This window comes from Undibacterium sp. Ji50W (assembly GCF_049340445.1).
GTDB lineage: Bacteria > Pseudomonadota > Gammaproteobacteria > Burkholderiales > Burkholderiaceae_D > Undibacterium.
Genome location: NZ_JBMPOX010000013.1, coordinates 82,642 through 100,228 on the forward strand (window position 1 = coordinate 82,642; position 17,587 = coordinate 100,228).

12 protein-coding genes and 1 other RNA gene are annotated in these 17,587 nt (G+C 53.1%); 1 reads left to right on the top strand and 12 read right to left on the bottom strand.

From position 1 onward, the window contains the following. Window positions 1–118: 118 nt before the first annotated feature. The 4 genes from dnaG to ACO0K9_RS17995 form a co-directional block, all read right to left on the bottom strand. Entirely contained in the window at window positions 119–1,912 is a 1,794-nt protein-coding gene (dnaG, locus tag ACO0K9_RS17980) for a DNA primase (RefSeq protein ID WP_422987403.1), read from the bottom strand. A gap of 45 nt (window positions 1,913–1,957) precedes the next feature. Next, entirely contained in the window at window positions 1,958–2,404 is a 447-nt protein-coding gene (locus tag ACO0K9_RS17985; protein ID WP_422987405.1) for a GatB/YqeY domain-containing protein, read from the bottom strand. Between the two features lie 152 nt (window positions 2,405–2,556). Beyond that, a complete protein-coding gene (gene rpsU / locus ACO0K9_RS17990) occupies window positions 2,557–2,769 on the bottom strand; it encodes a 30S ribosomal protein S21 (RefSeq protein WP_005877634.1) in 213 nt (70 codons plus the stop codon). Between the two features lie 429 nt (window positions 2,770–3,198). Further along, window positions 3,199–4,395, bottom strand: a complete 1,197-nt coding sequence (locus ACO0K9_RS17995) for an NAD(P)/FAD-dependent oxidoreductase (RefSeq protein WP_422987407.1) — start codon at window positions 4,393–4,395, stop codon at window positions 3,199–3,201. A gap of 499 nt (window positions 4,396–4,894) precedes the next feature. Between ACO0K9_RS17995 and ACO0K9_RS18000 the strand changes: the two genes are divergently transcribed. Further along, window positions 4,895–7,165 carry a TonB-dependent receptor gene (locus ACO0K9_RS18000; RefSeq protein WP_422987409.1) on the top strand — a complete coding sequence of 757 codons (2,271 nt, stop codon included), beginning with the start codon at window positions 4,895–4,897 and terminating at the stop codon, window positions 7,163–7,165. Between the two features lie 899 nt (window positions 7,166–8,064). On the opposite strand, the gene ACO0K9_RS18005 is transcribed toward ACO0K9_RS18000, so the two are convergent. The 8 genes from ACO0K9_RS18005 to ACO0K9_RS18040 all read right to left on the bottom strand — a co-directional run bounded on the left by ACO0K9_RS18005 (window position 8,065) and on the right by ACO0K9_RS18040 (window position 17,435). After that, on the bottom strand, window positions 8,065–8,601 hold the full coding sequence (locus ACO0K9_RS18005; RefSeq protein ID WP_422987411.1) for a hypothetical protein: 537 nt from the start codon (window positions 8,599–8,601) through the stop codon (window positions 8,065–8,067). Between the two features lie 25 nt (window positions 8,602–8,626). Beyond that, window positions 8,627–9,628: a DNA-binding protein YbiB gene (gene ybiB / locus ACO0K9_RS18010; protein ID WP_422987514.1), complete on the bottom strand. Its 1,002-nt coding sequence runs from the start codon at window positions 9,626–9,628 to the stop codon at window positions 8,627–8,629. A 5-nt stretch (window positions 9,629–9,633) separates the two neighbouring features. Then, window positions 9,634–10,095, bottom strand: coding sequence for an EVE domain-containing protein (locus ACO0K9_RS18015; protein ID WP_422987413.1), 462 nt, complete (start codon window positions 10,093–10,095; stop codon window positions 9,634–9,636). Between the two features lie 351 nt (window positions 10,096–10,446). Beyond that, a non-coding RNA gene (gene ssrS / locus ACO0K9_RS18020) (6S RNA) lies at window positions 10,447–10,625 on the bottom strand. Between the two features lie 67 nt (window positions 10,626–10,692). Continuing rightward, complete coding sequence (locus ACO0K9_RS18025; protein ID WP_422987515.1) at window positions 10,693–11,004, bottom strand: cell division protein ZapA; 312 nt, start codon at window positions 11,002–11,004, stop codon at window positions 10,693–10,695. Window positions 11,005–11,015: 11 nt separating this feature from the next. Beyond that, the gene (locus ACO0K9_RS18030; protein WP_422987415.1) at window positions 11,016–11,234 is read right to left on the bottom strand and encodes a DUF904 domain-containing protein; all 219 of its coding nucleotides are present in this window, start codon (window positions 11,232–11,234) and stop codon (window positions 11,016–11,018) included. A gap of 58 nt (window positions 11,235–11,292) precedes the next feature. Continuing rightward, window positions 11,293–14,625, bottom strand: coding sequence for a UvrD-helicase domain-containing protein (locus tag ACO0K9_RS18035; RefSeq protein WP_422987417.1), 3,333 nt, complete (start codon window positions 14,623–14,625; stop codon window positions 11,293–11,295). Next, the gene (locus tag ACO0K9_RS18040) at window positions 14,625–17,435 is read right to left on the bottom strand and encodes a PD-(D/E)XK nuclease family protein (protein WP_422987419.1); all 2,811 of its coding nucleotides are present in this window, start codon (window positions 17,433–17,435) and stop codon (window positions 14,625–14,627) included. Before ACO0K9_RS18040 ends, ACO0K9_RS18035 begins: the two co-directional genes overlap by 1 nt. Between the last annotated feature and the right edge of the window lie 152 nt (window positions 17,436–17,587).

The following is a 17,587-nucleotide window of genomic DNA, read 5'->3' on the forward strand; positions in this document are numbered from 1 at the left end:
GGCAAAAGCCGCAATAACAAGGGTCAAGTTAAGCAATCATCAGGCCAGCAACGAAAAATCTCTGGCGCTTACCTTAAAGACAATACAAAGGCAGGATAAACGCGTTTAAAACGCCACATCATCGATTGGCCGCTTCAGCCTCTGCTTCTTTGCGTAATTGTGCTTGCAACAACATAATTTCGCGATAACGCACAATATCCGCCTCTTCACGCAAGCCGCGTGCCGCCAGCGCATCCAGTTCCGAACGCAACACCTGAAAGCGCACCTGGCGTATGGCACCCAACAACTCCTGCCTGACCATGTCGATATCGGTTTCGGTCTGCTCTGCCACTTCTGCAATCAAGCCATCAAAATCCGATCCACTTGCGCGCAACTGTTCCGCCAGGGCGGCAAACTGGGCATGCTCGCCCATGCTTTGTGCAATTGCCACCAATTGCCCCAGCATGGCGGCACCATCCGGTGCCAGCATGGCTGCATCGGACAACATGCTGTCGTCCAACATCATCGCCAGTGAAGGATGCGCCACCAGAATGCGGATAATTTGTCGCTCCAGCCCCACCGGCGCGCTGCGCTTGGATCTGGCAGGTGCCAGCTTCTGGCGTGCCACCGGCTGGCTCAATTCAAACATGGTTTCAATTTCTGCCGGGCTGGTCTGTGTCACCTGCGCCAGATTACGCACCAGTTGCAAACGCAGGCCGGAAGGCTGCATCGCCTGCAACAAAGGCTTGGCATCAAACTGCGTCCTGGCCCGCCCTTCCGCCGTCGTCAGGTCATTGTCGCTTATGGTTTCACGCATGAAGAATTGCGACAGTGGCATGGCATCATGCACTTCCTGCTCAAAGGCTTCAGCGCCAAATTCACGAATGAAACTGTCCGGATCATGCTCAGTGGGCAAAAACAAAAACTTGATGATCTTGTCGTCATTCGCATGTGGCAGACAGGCATCCAGCGCCCGTCTTGCGGCACGCCGCCCGGCACTGTCACCATCAAAACTGAAAATCACGTGATCCGTCTGACGCAAGAGTTTTTGCACATGGGTCGGCGTACACGCCGTTCCCAAGGTAGCCACGGCTTGCGGAAAACCCATTTGCGCCAATGCCACCACATCCATATAACCTTCTGTCACCAGCACATAACCGGCTTCACGTATCGGTTGACGCGCCTCAAACAGGCCATACAGTTCAAAGCCTTTTTGAAATAAAGGGGTTTCTGGCGAGTTCAGGTATTTAGGCTCGCCCTGCTCCATGATGCGTCCACCAAAACCGATCACCTGGCCCTTGGTATTGCGAATTGGGAACATGACGCGATCACGAAAACGGTCATAGCGTTTGCGTCCGCCACCTTCTTCTTCGCTCTTGTCTATGACCAGACCGGCCTCGACCAGCGAGGGATCGCTATAATCATTGAACACAGAACGCAGACCATCCCAGGCATCGGGCGCAAACCCAAGCCCGAAACGCGCCGCCACTTCACCGGTCAAACCACGTTTTTTCAGATAGGCAATGGCTTGTGGCGCGGTACGCAATTGCTGCTTGTAATATTCACCGGCCTTGGTCATGACCTCGGACAAGGCCAGGCTTTTTGCCTGCACCTCAGCCCTTTGCGCCGGCAACATACGATCTTCTTCCGGCACGATCATGCCATTGCTTTGCGCCAGATCGCGAATCGCATCAACATAGCTGAGGCCGGAATATTCCATCAAAAACCCGATGGAACTACCATGCGCACCACAACCAAAACAGTGATAAAACTGTTTGGTCGGACTTACTGTAAAACTGGGGGATTTTTCATTATGAAAGGGGCACAAACCCATGTAGTTTGCGCCACCTTTTTTCAACTGTACGTATTTACCCACCACGTCAACAATGTCAACGCGGGCCAGTAAATCCTGAATAAAACTTTGAGGTATCAAAGCAGGATGCCAGCAAATGAATTCAACACGCGCAGCGCAGGCAAATTATTTCGCCAGTGCTGCCTTGACCAGACCAGACACCTTGCCCATATCGGCACGACCAGCCAGCTTAGCTTTCAATACATCGATGACTTTGCGCATGTCTTGCGGACCAGCGGCACCGGTTTCAGCCACAGCGGCAACCACGGCGGCCTGCACTTCTTCATCCGACAGCGAAGCAGGCATGTACTTCGACAAAATTTCCAGCTCGGCTTTTTCTATGTCAGCCAGATCCTGGCGACCACCAGCTTCAAACTGGGTGATGGAATCTTTGCGCTGCTTGAGCATTTTATCTATGATCACCAATACCATGGCATCGTCCAGCTCTATGCGCTCATCCACTTCTTTTTGCTTCATGGCGGCGGTCAACAGGCGAATAGTACCCAGCTTGACTGTTTCTTTGGCGCGCATCGCAGCCTTCATGTCGTCGGTGATCTGTTCTTTTAAAGTCATGGCCAACCCCTGATGTTAATTAATCAAATAGCAGTCAAAAATAATTCGACAAAAACAACAAAGCCCGCTGCGGCTGACCGGAGCGGGCATGCAAACCTAAGCAGATAACCGCGATGCACCCGGCAAACAAACCGCCGAACACAACAGCAGGATTAGTACATCTTCTTAGGCAATTGCTGACTACGAATACGTTTGTAGTGACGCTTAACAGCGGCAGCCAGCTTACGCTTGCGTTCTGCTGTTGGCTTCTCGTAGAACTCGCGAGCGCGCAATTCGGTCAACAGACCGGTCTTTTCGATAGTGCGCTTGAAGCGGCGCATGGCGACTTCGAACGGCTCGTTTTCTTTAAGGCGAATTGTGGTCATGTAAGTTCAAACCATGGAAAGATTTATAGGAAGACCGAGATATTAACAGGAAAATTAGATTAATGGAAGGAGCTTGATTAAATCTTGTCCAAATACTTGCCGCGCCCTTAAGCAAAAGCCTACACAAGGCCCCGCCGCCATTCTTATTTTCCCAAAACTCACGGGAGTATATCGAAATATCCATCAACTCCCCCAGCTACCGCAATAAACTGATATTTATACTCCCCATGAGTATAAATATCATCAAGACCGTAGAACATGTTTACGATCTGTAGCGAGCGAGCGTCAGCGGGAGTGAAGAGCAGCGCAAAAAGCGGAATGTACTTCAGTACATGAGCATTTTGAGCAGCGCATGAGCCCCGATCACGCTCGCGCAGTAAGATCGTAAGCAGGTTCTTATGCAAAAACACAACGCCAGACTGGCCCTCATTAAACAGAGAGGCCAGCAGCTGTTCCCGATGCCCAGGCCCACTGGAAGTTGTATCCCCCCAGCCAGCCGGTCACATCGACCGCCTCCCCAATAAAATACAGGCCAGGCACTTTATTGCTCATCATGCTTTGCTGTGACAGCTCACGGGTATCAACGCCACCCCGCGTTACTTCGGCCTTGCGATAACCTTCAGAGCCATTCGGCACAAGTTCCCAGCGATTCAGCTTTTCACCTATCAGGCGCAGGCGCTTGTCTGGCATATCGGCCACCCTTGCATCGCCGGCAAACCCGTGCGCCAGCAGCAAGCCATCCACCAGCCGGGCTGGCAGGTATTGTGACAAATGATTGGCCAGGTTTTTTTTGATCGTGGTTTTGTTGTCCACCAGATCCTGCGCCACATCGACTTCTGGCAAGAGATTGATACGCAAGGCTTTGCCCGGCTCCCAGAAGCTGGATATCTGCAAGACTGCCGGGCCAGACAAACCACGGTGAGTAAACAATAAATCTTCCCTGAATACAGTACGGGCTTTTTTCTCACCGGTTTCTATATCTACTTCCAATGAAATACCAGACAGCGGCACAAACGGTTCCCATGCCTTGGCATCAAAAGTCAGAGGCACCAGAGCAGGACGTGGCTCTATGATTTTCAGGCCAAACTGACGTGCGATTTTATGGGCAAAATCAGTTGCGCCTATTTTGGGTATGGACAAGCCACCAGTCGCCATCACCACTTGCCCGGCCCGCATTTCACCAGCGTCGGTATGCAGGATAAATCCATGGCTATCTTGCTGCACCTGGTCCACCTTGCAGCCCATGCGCCATTCCACTTTGCCAGTATCACATTCGGCTTTCAGCATGCGTATGACATCTTCTGCACTGTCATCACAAAATAACTGGCCTTTGTGCTTTTCATGCCAGGCTATGTGATAACGCTTCATCAGCGCCAGAAAATCTTGCGGCGTATAACGCGAGAGTGCACTTTTACAAAAATGCGGATTCTCGGACAGGAAATTATTCGGCGTCGCATGCAGGTTGGTAAAATTGCAGCGACCACCACCAGAGATACGGATTTTTTCTGCCAGGCGATCCGCGTGATCTATCAATACCACGCGCTTGCCGCGCTGGCCGGCGACTGCTGCACACATCAAACCGGCAGCACCGGCGCCGATAACGGCAAGATCGAACTGTTTGCTCATGGGTTTTTACTTTCACAAAAATCAGGCGAGATTGTAGCCCATGGCCTGATTTTTTCCCGCATCTGCTTCATTCATGTATTCAAAAATAATTTCAAGCGCTGTAACATCTTGATACACAAATGCTGCTCATTTTTCCAATGTCATAATTGGTTTGAAAACTGTCCTATCGTTTTGTCCACACGTCAAATGTGATGCACCAAAGCGCCCGCTTGCCGCACCATAAAAAGGCAACTCAATTTTGTGACAATTCATGCACATCCCTGTTTGAAATACACAACATATTTCAACCAAACAGACTATTTAGTTCTAACCAAATAAGTAATTCTTGACTTGTTTCTGGCCAAGAGAGATAACAGCAACGCGGCCACGCAAACGATTACGCAAACGATTGCGATGGTTCCCGTAGTGAAATTTTGATTTCACCACGCCCCATTTCAGGGATGGTGCATATGCACCATGCCGGAACACCCTCGATCAACATCATTTTGGGAACATACCTATGCGCAAAACTATTTCTCAGCAACTACACAAGGGGGTCGGACTGAGCGTCATCGCTTTGGCCGTTGCCGCCGCCTTCCCTATGCAAGCTGCCTGGGCCCAGGACGCCAAGCCCGACGCAAAAAACGATGGCACGCAGCTCGATACGGTAATCGTGACAGCCAACCGCCGCGCAGAAAACATCAAGGAAGTACCGATGTCCATTTCCGCCATCAAAGGCGAAGCGCTGGATACGTATAATGCCAGTGGTCAGGATATTCGCTTCCTCGCAGCCCGCGTACCAAGCCTGAACGTGGAATCCGATTTCGGCCGTTCTTTCCCGCGTTTCTATATCCGCGGTCTGGGCAATACCGATTTCGATTTGAACGCATCCCAGCCAGTAGGTCTGGTCTATGATGACGTCGTGCAGGAAAGCCCGATGCTGAAAGGCTTCCCGGTATTTGACGTGGATCAGGTTGAAATTCTGCGTGGCCCACAAGGCACACTGTTTGGCCGCAACTCCCCTGCCGGTGTATTGAAGTTTGACTCTACCAAACCAACCCGCCGCTTTGAAGGCTATGCCAACGTCGGCTTTGGTAACTACAAGGCCGTCAATCTTGAAGGTGCAGTCAACGTTCCGCTGAGCCCGGACTGGGCAATGCGCTTCTCTGGTCAGTCACAAACCCGTGATGACCGCGTGACCAATCCACGTCCCACTGGCGAGAAAAACCTCGAAGGCTATCGTGATAACGCAGCCCGCCTGCAATTCGCGTATAAAAATGGTGACTTCAGCGCCCTGGTCAATCTGCATGGTCGCGACATGTCCGGCAACGCCACGCTGTTCCGCGCCAATATCATACAAAAAGGCACGAATGAACTGGTCCCTGGTTTTGACTATGGCAGCTACCCGACTGATGGCCTGAACAACCAGTCCCTGAAATCTTCTGGCGGCAGCCTGCGCCTGCGCTGGGATTTGCCAGGTATCAGCCTGCATTCCATCACCGCCTATGACAAAGCGAAGTTCTACAGCCGCGCCGACGTTGATGGTGGCTATGGCGCATCCTTCATGCCAACCATGGGTCCTGGCTTTATTCCCTTCCCGGCAGAAACAGCTGATGGCTTGCCTAACCTGAAACAGGTCACGCAAGAGTTCCGTGTTGAATCCAATACCAAAGACCCACTGCAATGGATCGCCGGTCTGTACTATTTCAGCGAAGAGCTGCAGGTCGACAGTTTTGACTATAACTCCTTCGCACCAGGCAATCCACAAGATGGTTATGCAGTACAACATCAAAATGCCAAATCCTGGGCAGCCTTCGGTACCTTGAACTATGCGGTGACGGACCAGTTCAAACTGCGCGGTGGCTTGCGTTATACCAGCGATAAGAAGGATTTTGATGCGCAACGTACCTGGACACCAGGCACAGCCTTCGGTACACCGGGCACACCGGTACTCAGAGCCAACCCATCGGCTACCAACATCAGTTGGGACATCGGTGCCAACTACACACTGGACAAGGCCACTTCCGTCTTTGCCCGTATTGCCACCGGCTATCGCGCCCCAAGTATCCAGGGCCGCGTTCTGTTTGGTGACAGCATTTCTGTAGCCAACTCGGAAAAAACCCTGTCTTTCGAAGCCGGTATCAAGAAAGACATCCTGGATAACACTGCACGTGTCAGCGCTACGGTATTCCAGTACACCGCCAAAGATTTGCAGTTGACAGCCGGTAGCGGTGCAGTCAATCAGAACAAGCTGGTGAATGCAGACAAAGCCGTTGGTCAAGGCTTTGAAATGGATTTGCAAGCCAACCTGAACCGCAACTGGAAAACTACCGTTGGTGTCAGCTATAACGACACTGAAATCAAGGATGACAAACTATTCGTCGCCCCGTGCGGTAACGGCTGTACAGTCACCAATCCTGCCGGCCCGGTCAAAGGCACGGTACTGGTCGGCGGCAACCCCCTGCCACGCGCACCTAAGTGGGTAGGTAACTTCTCGCTGCGCTATTCCACACAAATCGGCGAAGGCACGCTGTACGCCAGCACCGACTGGTCTTACAAGGACAGCTACAACATGTTCCTGTATGAAGCCAAGGAATACAAAGCCAAGTCCCTGCTGGAAGGCGGCTTGCGCCTGGGCTATATATGGGCAGACGGCAAATATGAACTGGCAGCCTACGGTCGCAACATCACCAACAAGCAACAGGTCATCGCCGCCATTGACTTCAACAACCTCACAGGTATCCTGAACGAACCACGCAACTACGGCGTGCAATTCAAGGCCAACTTCTGATCGTCTGTTAAGCTGATAAAAACGCCGGAGTGATCCGGCGTTTTTTTATGGGTGACGTGTTTGGGATTACTCAAGAGGGCGTCGCAATATGATCGATGGTCGTGACGGTTTTTGGGGTTGCTGTTGGTTTTGACTTTCTGCAGTTCCGCTGTGATGATGCTGTTTTGCGGCACACAAATGGCTCCGGTGTAGCAGGGAATTGGGATTGCATGCAATCCGCCTGCGTAACGACATCGCCCTGCAAGGCGATGTATCTCCCTTTAGAGACACAGAGCCCAAGCGGATTAGAGTCAACAACAACCCCAACGTCAAAAACAACTACAACCTCATGGTTAATCGATGGCATTCAAATAAATGTGAATGCGGTTGTGTTGACGTTGGTTTTGACTTTGCTGTTGACCTTAATCCGCTTGGGACGATGTAATTTGTGCTTCACAGAAAATGGAATCAGAAGAGCCGATGTTTGAGCGTAGCGAGTTTCGGATCTTCCCATTTTTTGTGATGCACAAATTATGCTGAAGCGCAGCGTAAGCACCCGAAGGGCGAGTCTGCGGTCGCCTTTCTTTGATTCCGTTCTTTGGCGAAGCAAAGAAAGGAATTCGACCGCCGGGCCGAGACCCGGTTTGTATCCACGAAGGGCAATAGTTGTAACCAAAGTACGGCATACAACGAACGTCACTGGGCTCCAGCCTTCGCTGGAGCGACGTCTTTATGATTGCGGTTAATCGACTGGCACTACTCCGTTTTTCTCTGTGTCTCTGTGGTGAGAGGTCTTGGGTTCGACGTTATTTAACAAATACGTTATTCAGAGGTCCGGCCCAACCCACAGCTACTGATTTACATTGAGGCGACAAGTACCTTGACACACGCCGAAGAAAAGAAAAATGAGTAGCCCCGGGCTACTCCCGCATCCACCTCAACATCTTCGGAAACGCCAGCTTCCCCTCCTTCTCCGCCCGCACCGCCCCCAAACTCAAGCCCGCCCATTCCAAAAACGGCAAGCCGATATATGTCCCCGATTCAAACGTCTCTATCAACCAGGCCGAATCATCTTTATAGCCATCGCCGTGAAACACAAAATCCAGCGGCAAATCCAGTTCACGCGCAACGGCAAACGACCACAGAATGGCTGCAATTTCTTCACCCTGTGGCGGCCAGTCCTTGTCCTGCTGCGCACTGCCGATCAAGGCACGCTGGGCTGAAGGTGTCACCGCCAGATGCCCCGCTTCATGCACCATATCACCGGGATATTTCAGCCTGCCATAATCGACATAAATACAGCCAGGCCCCAGATCAAGGCCAAGCAGAAAGGTGGTGTGCAATAACTCGCGTTCTACGACCTCGACACCGATCTGATCCAGGAAACGCAGGACAGTTTTCAGACGTGGGTCATCCCTGACGATATTGCTATTGGTATCTGCCAAATCCAGTTCCATGATGTGTCAGGTCTTCGGTCAAATGCTAAGCATGTTTTTGCAGTGATTGCGCCACCGTCACGCAATGCTCGACCTGGGCCGCGATATTTTCTGGTATGGCGATGTCACCTGCCAGTACCGCCCTGATCCAGGTGGCTGTGGCGGCGGCATCAATGCTATCTGGCACCGCCGGTACTTCAGCCAGGGGTTCTTGCTGCACGGGTACCAGTGTAGTCAGTTGCCTTTGATGGAACCAGTCTATCTGTTGTGCACGTCCGGTACTGGCAACAGTCTCGCCTTCGGTACCGCGCATCAAAAAGACATCGCCCGCTTCGACAGGTGCACAAGCTGAAAAATAATCTTTCAGCATGATCAGGTATTCCGGATGCGTGTAAGAACTCAAGCGCAGGGCGGGCGCAGCAAAAGGCTGCAATATTTTCACCAGCGTATGGGTGGAATTGCGTACCCCCAGAATACGCCGCAGGCTCAGCAAATGCGCCATGGCTGGTGACAAGACATCAACCGGCATGAAGGCAGGCTGCATCTGCTGCATTTGCTGCAGCGCCTGTTCTGCTGTCGTCACCAGGGGCAAACCCAAAGCCTGGAATATTTCAGCCGTGGCCACACGGCCCGCGTCCGTACGGACCCCATGCACCAATACCGGCACCCCGCGCTTTGCCAGCAGCAAGGCCAGCAAAGGCGTCAGATTGGCTTTTTTACGTGCCCCGTTATAGGTGGGAATAATGACCGGCGCATACGCGCTGCCAGCCGGTGCCTGCATGGGCAATATATACGGTTGCGCTGCCTGCAAAAAACCTGCAATTTCTTCTATCGATTCCCCCTTGATGCGCATGGCCAGCAAGATCCCGCCCATTTCCAGGTCAGACACCCGGCCCGCCAGCATGGCACTGTACAAGGTGGCAGCATCGGTCTGCGTCATACTGCGCGCACCATCCTTGCCACGCCCTATCTCTTTGATAAATTTGGCAGCAGCCAGGGGTTCGGTCAGGTTGGTCAGGCCTGCTGTAGCCGTCGTGCTAAATGGCAAGAACTTCAAAGTTTTTTCTCCAAAAGCTTTTGGATGAAACGCCATTCATCCGCCGTCACCGGGGTAATCGACAAACGGCTACCTTTTTGCAGCACCGTCATGTTTTCCAATTGCGGATAAGTCCTGAGTTCAGCCAGGCTCAGCAAACGGGTTTTACGTTTGGCCTTGACATCTACCATCATCCAGCGCGGGGTTTCCTGGGTGGCCTTGGGATCAAAGTATTTGCTGTCTTTTTCAAACTGGGTGTGATCCGGATAAGCCGTGCTGGCCACTTCGGCCAACCCGGCGATACCAGGTTCGGGGCAACTGGAATGATAGAACAGCACGCCGTCACCGACACGCATGCCATCACGCATGAAATTGCGCGCCTGATAATTGCGCACGCCAAACCAGGGAATGCTGGGCAGCGCAAGCACGTCGTCGATGCTGATCTCATCCGGCTCAGACTTCATTAACCAATAGGCCATGGCAGAATAGTTGAAAAATCAAAAGGAAATTGTCGCACATTTCTGAATGATTTTTCATTCAAGGCACCAGGATGGGCAGAAATAAGCCACGGCCATCGCATCACCGGTCAGCTTCTTCATCGTGGATTACTTGCAGCAAGCCGCAACAGCATCATCCATCGCAGGCAAATACATGTATGCATATAGAGAGTGACCATTGTGACGGGATGCATGAATTCTGCCGGTCAAATTCATGCCTGGAACTGACCAGCTTATGTGCTGCCGTGCACATAAGAAGCAGATGACGAATGTCACGCAGCGATGTAACAAGCAAAAAAAAACGGCTGTCTTTAATAGACAACCGTTCTGGTATAAGTCCCCACCGATGCCGCTATGCCGGCATCCTGAACCTGGCGGTTCAAGTTGGCCACAGTCAGTTCAATTTCGGGTTCATCGGACTAGCGACGCTCACACCAATCAAACAATTTCCACGGCCTATGCACATAAATGGTTCAAGGAATATATGGCATTGGCGAACACGGTAGGGATCTAAAGTGTAACCCCAAATGCCTATTCGCTGCCAGCTATTTTGATTAAATTAAATAATAATGGATGCAATCAAAATAGTTTTTCTTGTGGAGTCAGTGCTTGATCCATGGTCTCGTGCATGCCATGAATTTTTTGCTTGACTTCTGCCAATGACATGCCAGAGAGTGGGCCTTCAGGCGACTTGGTCGCCAGCAACTCGGTTGTCATGCTCAGCGCGGCCATGACGGCGATCCTGTCATTACCTTTGACCTTGGCCGCATCGCGCAGAGCCGACATCTTGGCGTCAAGATAGGCTGCGGCTTCACGCAAGGCGCGGTCTTCACCTTCCTTGCAACTCAGCTTATAGCTTTGCCCCATGATGGTGACATCAACGCGTATCAGTTTGGCTTCGCTCATGCCGCTTCCTTGTTATTCAATACCTCGGCCGGCAATTGGCCAAGCAAGGCAGCAACACGATCATGTGCCTGATGCATGCGTTGTTGCAGATCTGCATTCTGCGTCGCCAGGGATGTCACATCATTCCTCAGCCCCGCATTTTCACTGCGTAAAGCATGAGCCAGCTCGGCAAGCCGCGCTACTTTTTCTGCAAGCAATTCGAAATCGGAAATCATCATGTCTCGGTAGTAAGGATCTGGAACTCAGCCTTTAATTATACGAGTAAATTTTCCTTCAGAGCAGCTCTCGCATGCTGCCATCGCTTAAAATAAGTGCAGCGTAGACACTTTTATTGAAAAATACCGGCTTTAAGGCACTGACATAGGCCTGTAACTGGTTACGGTAGGCAGTTTCCTCTAAAGCCAATAACTGACGTTTGTAATCCAGTACCCATACCGTATCAGAAAAAACCACAACGCGGTCCAACCGCATCAATTTTTGGTCCACCAATACGTCCATTTCATTGCGCGCATAGTCAAATCTGGCCGGATCATAAAATTTCTGCAACTGTTCATTCGCAAAAATACGCTCTGCCTGCTGACGTATGGTCTGGGCCACACTGGTCGCACAGGGCAACCAGGCGGCTATCGTCTCCGCTACCGGCAAGACCACTGGCCAGGGCTGGCCCGGATTGCTCAGGCGTTCCATCAGGGTATGCAGGGCAATGCCCTCAATCTGCTCGTCAGTGACCGTTTCCACCTCCATGTCGGCAAGCGGCAGGGCGGGCGGGTCAAACACAGCCAGGCCGAATTCTGTATGAGCCTGCATACCTGAAGTCTGCAGCTTACCAGCAGGAGCTTTCAGTTCTGCACCTTCAAGATACCCATACCAGCTGGGGTTGGCTTGTTTCTTACCACTGACCACGCCACTGATGATCAGCAATTGCCTGGCCCTGGTCATGGCGACATAAAGCAGGTTCCAGTTTTCTTGCATGGCCTGATGCTCTTCCTGCAAAAACAGCTGGTCACGCGCAGCACCGCGCTGGTCTTTCTTGCCAAACACCGAGAAATGACGCTTCTCGCCTGCCTGCAAGGGCCACTGGCATAAGACACCGATCTTGTCTTTCAGCGATTCGCTATGATTGGCATCAAGCATCGCCACGATGTTTGCTTCCAGGCCCTTGGCGCTATGTATGGTCAAAATGCGCAAGGCATCGATCGCGCTGTCCACTGCTGATTCATCCGGCGCATCACTGTCGCCAGCACGGCGCAAGGCATGCAGGGCCGCGATGAATTTCGGCAGGCTGGGGTAACGCCCGCCATCCAGATTCAAGGACAGTTCAGTAAAGCTATGGATATTACCTGTCACCTGTGAACGCTGCGCTGCTGGCACACACTGGGCATAGCGTTGCAGCACGTCGCCCTGATGCAGGATGCGGTCCAGCAAATCATGTACAGGCAGATAGCAGGACGCTTCCATCCATTGTTGCAGCAGACGGCAGGCACGCTGCAAACACGGATTGCCATCGTCTGCATGCCAGGCTTGCAGACGCTTCCACCAGGTGGCACCGCCTGCCTGCGCGATCAGCATCAGGTCAGCGTCACTGGCACCCATGATGGGGGATTTCAAGACATGGGCCAGTGCCCGGTTATCCCCCGGTGTCATCAAAAAGCCCAGCAGGGCAATCAGGTCCAGCACTTCCAGCGCATCAAGCAAACCGCCACGACGGCTCGATACAAACGGGATACCTGCTTCCCGCAATGCTTTTTCATAGGCAGAAAGATGGGTGCGACGCTTGACTAGCAACATCACTTCCGACCACAGAAAAATATCTGCCCCCTGCTGCGCACGCAGGTCCAGCAAGGCTTGCGCAAGTTGCCGCCCTTCTTCATAGCGTTGCTGATTTTCTGCTTCTTCCAATGGCGTCGTCAGCGAATTACGCAAAGGGAAACGTCCTTTGGTCACCGCCACCATATCGGCTTCTGCATCATCGGGGGGCGTGTCTTCAATGGCAGAAGTATCTACCCCTATCAGTGGCAGACGCCAGACACCACCGCTTTGCGCAGACGCCGTGGTCTGCGCTGCAAACAAGGGGTTGCCGCGCATGCTCAGGTTCAGTATGTCGACTATGGCCGGTGCATTCCTGCGGGTCTGGTTGGTGCGCAAGACCCTGGCACCCTGTTGCGCCAGCATAGTGCGGGCCGCTGTAAACACCCGTGGTTCGGCACGGCGAAAGCGATAAATCGATTGCTTGGGGTCACCCACAATAAATACCGTAGGCCGTGATGCATCATCACCATAGGCATACAGCCATGCCTGCACGATATCCCATTGCAGGGGATTGGTATCCTGGAATTCATCCAGCAAGATATGTCTGTAGCGTGAATCCAGGCGGCTATGCAGATAGGCAGCATATTCGTCATTGCTTAATAAGCGATAGGCCTGCCATTCCAGGTCGGCAAAATCAAAAACCCGCTGGTCCGACTTCAAACCCTGATAACAATCCAGATAAGCAGCACCCACTTTGAACAAGGCTTCATTGAGTTGCAACACCATTTTTTCAGCGCTGCGCTTTTGCAGGGAATTCAGCGCCGCCATAATGGCCTGGCATTCATCTTCAAATGCCAACACATGGTCTGGCCCCAGATGTTTGTCTATGGAAGCCAGCAATGCCTTGCCCTTGGTATTATGCGAGCGGGCAGAACCGCGACTATCAAAAAACCCGGTACATAATAATTCAAACGCAGGCAGCGACGGGCCCTCGCTCAGGCCTTGCTCAATCTTGACTGCATTCCCCTGATTCTGTTTTGAGCCTTGCCCCAGGATCAGTGCCAGCGTACGAATGCGGTCATACAGACCGGCATCTTCCCACAGGCTGAGACGGGCATCGCGATACGCATCGGCCCCGCATAAATCCTGCAACCATTGCAGCGGGTCGCCAGCGTCGGATGACTGGTTCGATGCCCACCATTCTGCCCGCTTGTCCAGGAATGCTTCCAGCATTTCACGGGCAGTGAAATCACCGATTTCCTGATACAGGAACAGCAGCGCTTCCCTGATCTCGCCATGCTCTTCCTGCGCGATCATCTGCATCAACTGGCCATAGGCTTCGCGCTGTATGTCACCACTGGCTTCAACCAGGCTGAAGCCATGCGGCACGCCGGACGCCAGCGGTGCCAGTTGCAGCAAACGCCCGAACCAGCTGTGAAAGGTATCCATGGACAGGGATTGCGGGCTGGACAATACCTTTTCATACAGGCTGCGTGCCAGCGGTATCAGTTGCGGCATTTCAGCTTCCTGTACACCGCGCTCGGCCAGCAATTGACGGACCTGGGTGATATCTGCCAATGCCAGTTCATGCAACAGGCTCAGCAGGCGCTCACGCATTTCCTGCGCGGCTTTGCGGGTAAAGGTAATGGCCAGCAGCTCGGCCGGTTCTGCACCCGCCAGTAACAGGCGCAACATGCGCGCTACCAGCAGCCAGGTCTTGCCACTGCCAGCACAGGCTTCTACCACCACGCTATGGCGCGGGTCACAGGCCGCTCCGGTGAACTGCTCATGACTGACCTCAGCGCCATCAATTTCATACGCATGGGTAGCCAGCATGGCAGATGTCATATCCGTCATTACCATGCTCCCTTGCGGCACAAGCCACGCATCTCGCAATACTGGCACGCCTGTTCTATGCCATGGGCAGGCAGGACTGCACCCTGCTGCAGGGCCGCCATGCTGTTCCTGATCGACCGCGCCAGCTCCGACACCCAGCGCTCAAAATCGTCGGCATCGGTCTGCCCGGTTTTACCCTGGCTTAGTTCCAGCGCGACATAGCTGGCAGAACTGACCGGCAATTCCGTCAACAAGCCATAAAATGGTAATTGATGGTCTTCACCATCTTTCAAACGCTTGCGCAAATCATTGACATTCCTGGTTTTGTAATCCAGCACGGCCAATTCACCATCCTGATGTTTGTCGATACGGTCTATGCGCCCTTTCAGGTTCAGACTTCCACCCGGCCATTCCAGTGTTTTTTCAGCCTTGATTTCACCCATATCAAATTGCCAGCCATCGTCTTCACGCGCCTGTACCCAGGCCACGTAGGCGGGGATCACTTTTTCCCAACGCACGCTGTAAGCCAGCGCTGCCGGGCTTTTTTGCAAGACACCAGCAAAGAAGTCAGACGACACCGCTCTTAGCAAGGCTTCCTTGTCCACCGACTCCGGCTCCTGTTTCTGCTCTTGCATGGCGGTTTTAAGTTGTTCATGAAAGCGTTTCAATATCGCATGCAGCCAGTCGCCATAATCCCGTTTTTCAGGCATGTCGGACAGTTCATCCATGGCACTTAGTCCCAGCATGCGCCCGGCAAAAAACTGATAAGGACAAACGATCAGGCTGGTATAGCCACTGGCAGACAGGCTGGCTGGCAATAGCTGGGCGGCGGATGGTGCTGGCATTTGCTGCGGCAAGACCGGCAAGTGCGTGACAGGTAAATCCAGGGGCTGGCGATCCAGTCCAGCCTGCTGGGTTCTTTCCAAAGTCAGGCCCAGTTGTTCCAGCCAGGGGCTGACGGGATTATGTTCACCGTTCAAACTACCCTGCCAGGACAGCACTACCTCGGTATTGCTCAGCAACAGTTCGGCAAAATCACGCAACTGTTGTTGCTGGCGGGATTCGCGGGTTTCCAGTCCACATTCACGCCTGACGGCATTGGCAAAGAACAAGACCTCGCTAGCCTGCGAGGGCAGATGCCGGGCATCGGCACCGACCAGCAATACCGCATCAAAAGAACGCAGGCGGGCACCGTTCAAAGGCAGCATCACCACCCGCTTGTCGGCATGGGCAACCACAAACGGTGTACTCTCCATTTGCAGGCTTATCAATGAACGCCATTCTGCAAACGTAAACCCGGCCTTCATGTCTTCGCAAGACATCTGCATTTTCTGTAGTAGCTGGATAATCTGTGCCCCCGCCGGGTCAGCCTGAAAGGCATTGAACATCGACAGATCAAAAAAAGACTGCAGGCTGAGGGCGCACCATTCCGGCAAACTGCGACGACCAGTAAACTGATTCGCCTGCCTGGCAATCGCCCGCAGCCAGCGCCTTGCTGCCACGGTGTCCTGTGCAGCATCCAGCGCAGATAGCACCGCGTCCCATCCTCCCAGGATATTCGCCCGCCGCAACACGGCTTCTATACGCATGACGATGTCAGCCTTGTCGCGGCTACTGATGCCATCATCTGCTAATTCTGTATCTTGTTCGCTGTCTTTCCAGATGACGTAAGGCGATTTCAAAAAATCCAGCAAGGTCATGGTATCGGCGCGGGTCGCCACCACTTCCAGCCAGGCAGCGATGGCAGCAGCGGCGCGCGTGGTCGACAGCTTCCAGCCAGTTTCATCGGCGACCATGATCTGAGCTCTTTCCAGCAATGCCCGCATGCGACGTGACACCACCCTGTCCTGCGCCACCACGGCCACATTTTGCTTGCCTGCCTGCAGCCAGTTGATGATGGTTTGTGCACCCTGTACGGCTTCATCTTCCAGCGAAGCGGCACAGCACAGGCGTATCGACGAGGTATCCACATATTCAGTCAGGGCTTGCTGATGGCTGGGGCCGCCGGCATCCTGCAAACCCGGCCAGGCATGGTAATACGGTTGCGGCAGGGTTTCGGCGCGCCAGTCCAGCGTGCATTGCATGACCGTCTGTTTTTTTGCCCAGGCTTGTAAAAACGCCGCTTCCATTGCATCCGGTGCGGTCGGGCTGATCCATAACAAGGGTTCTGCGGCCTGCCCGGCCAGTTGCATCAGACGGCCATAGCGTTGCAACATGGGGTCATTGCCATCCAGTTGCCCCTGCCAGACAGACCACACCAGTTGCGACTCTTCCGACAACATGGCCTGCGCCGGTGCCGGTAACTGCGCCAGTGCAGCCTGCCACTCGCGTTCCAGCTTCGCCTGGTTGGCAGTGGTTCTGCCGGTGCCATCTTTATTGCTACCACTACCCTTGACTGCCAGCGGTAACAAGGCGGCGGTCAGTTCATCAGACAGCGTCAACAAAGTCTGCGCCAGCGGCAATAAATCGGTATTACTGCGTGCACCGAATAATTTCTTCAACCATGGGTGTTGCCGCAATTCGGCATATAAGCCCATCAAACGCTCACTGGCATCTGTGCCTGGCTGGCCCTGTGTATCTGGTGCCTGCATTTCCAGCAGGGCAAACAGGGTATGGATGCGCGGCGGGATAAAATTACCCTGCAGACTGGCACCCAGCGCCCGTAGCAGCAAATTGGCATGCTGGTAGGTGGGCACCACCACCCGCACCGCAGAATAGTCGCGCCCCTGCTCCAGCCCCCAGCCCTCGGCCCTGGCCATCCGCAAGAAAGCTTGCGCCAGCCGGGGCCAGAAATCAGGTGAAGCGGGAATCAGTTCGGGTGGACGCAGCATAGGGGGACGATAATAAGAACGTAATAAGGACAGTAATAAGAGCGGTAATAAGCAAAGATGAATTTTGTCTGTAGAGCAAGTATACTATGCGACAGCATCCGCAATTTAGCTATGGGCATCACACTTTATTTAAAAATAGGTTATTATCGCTT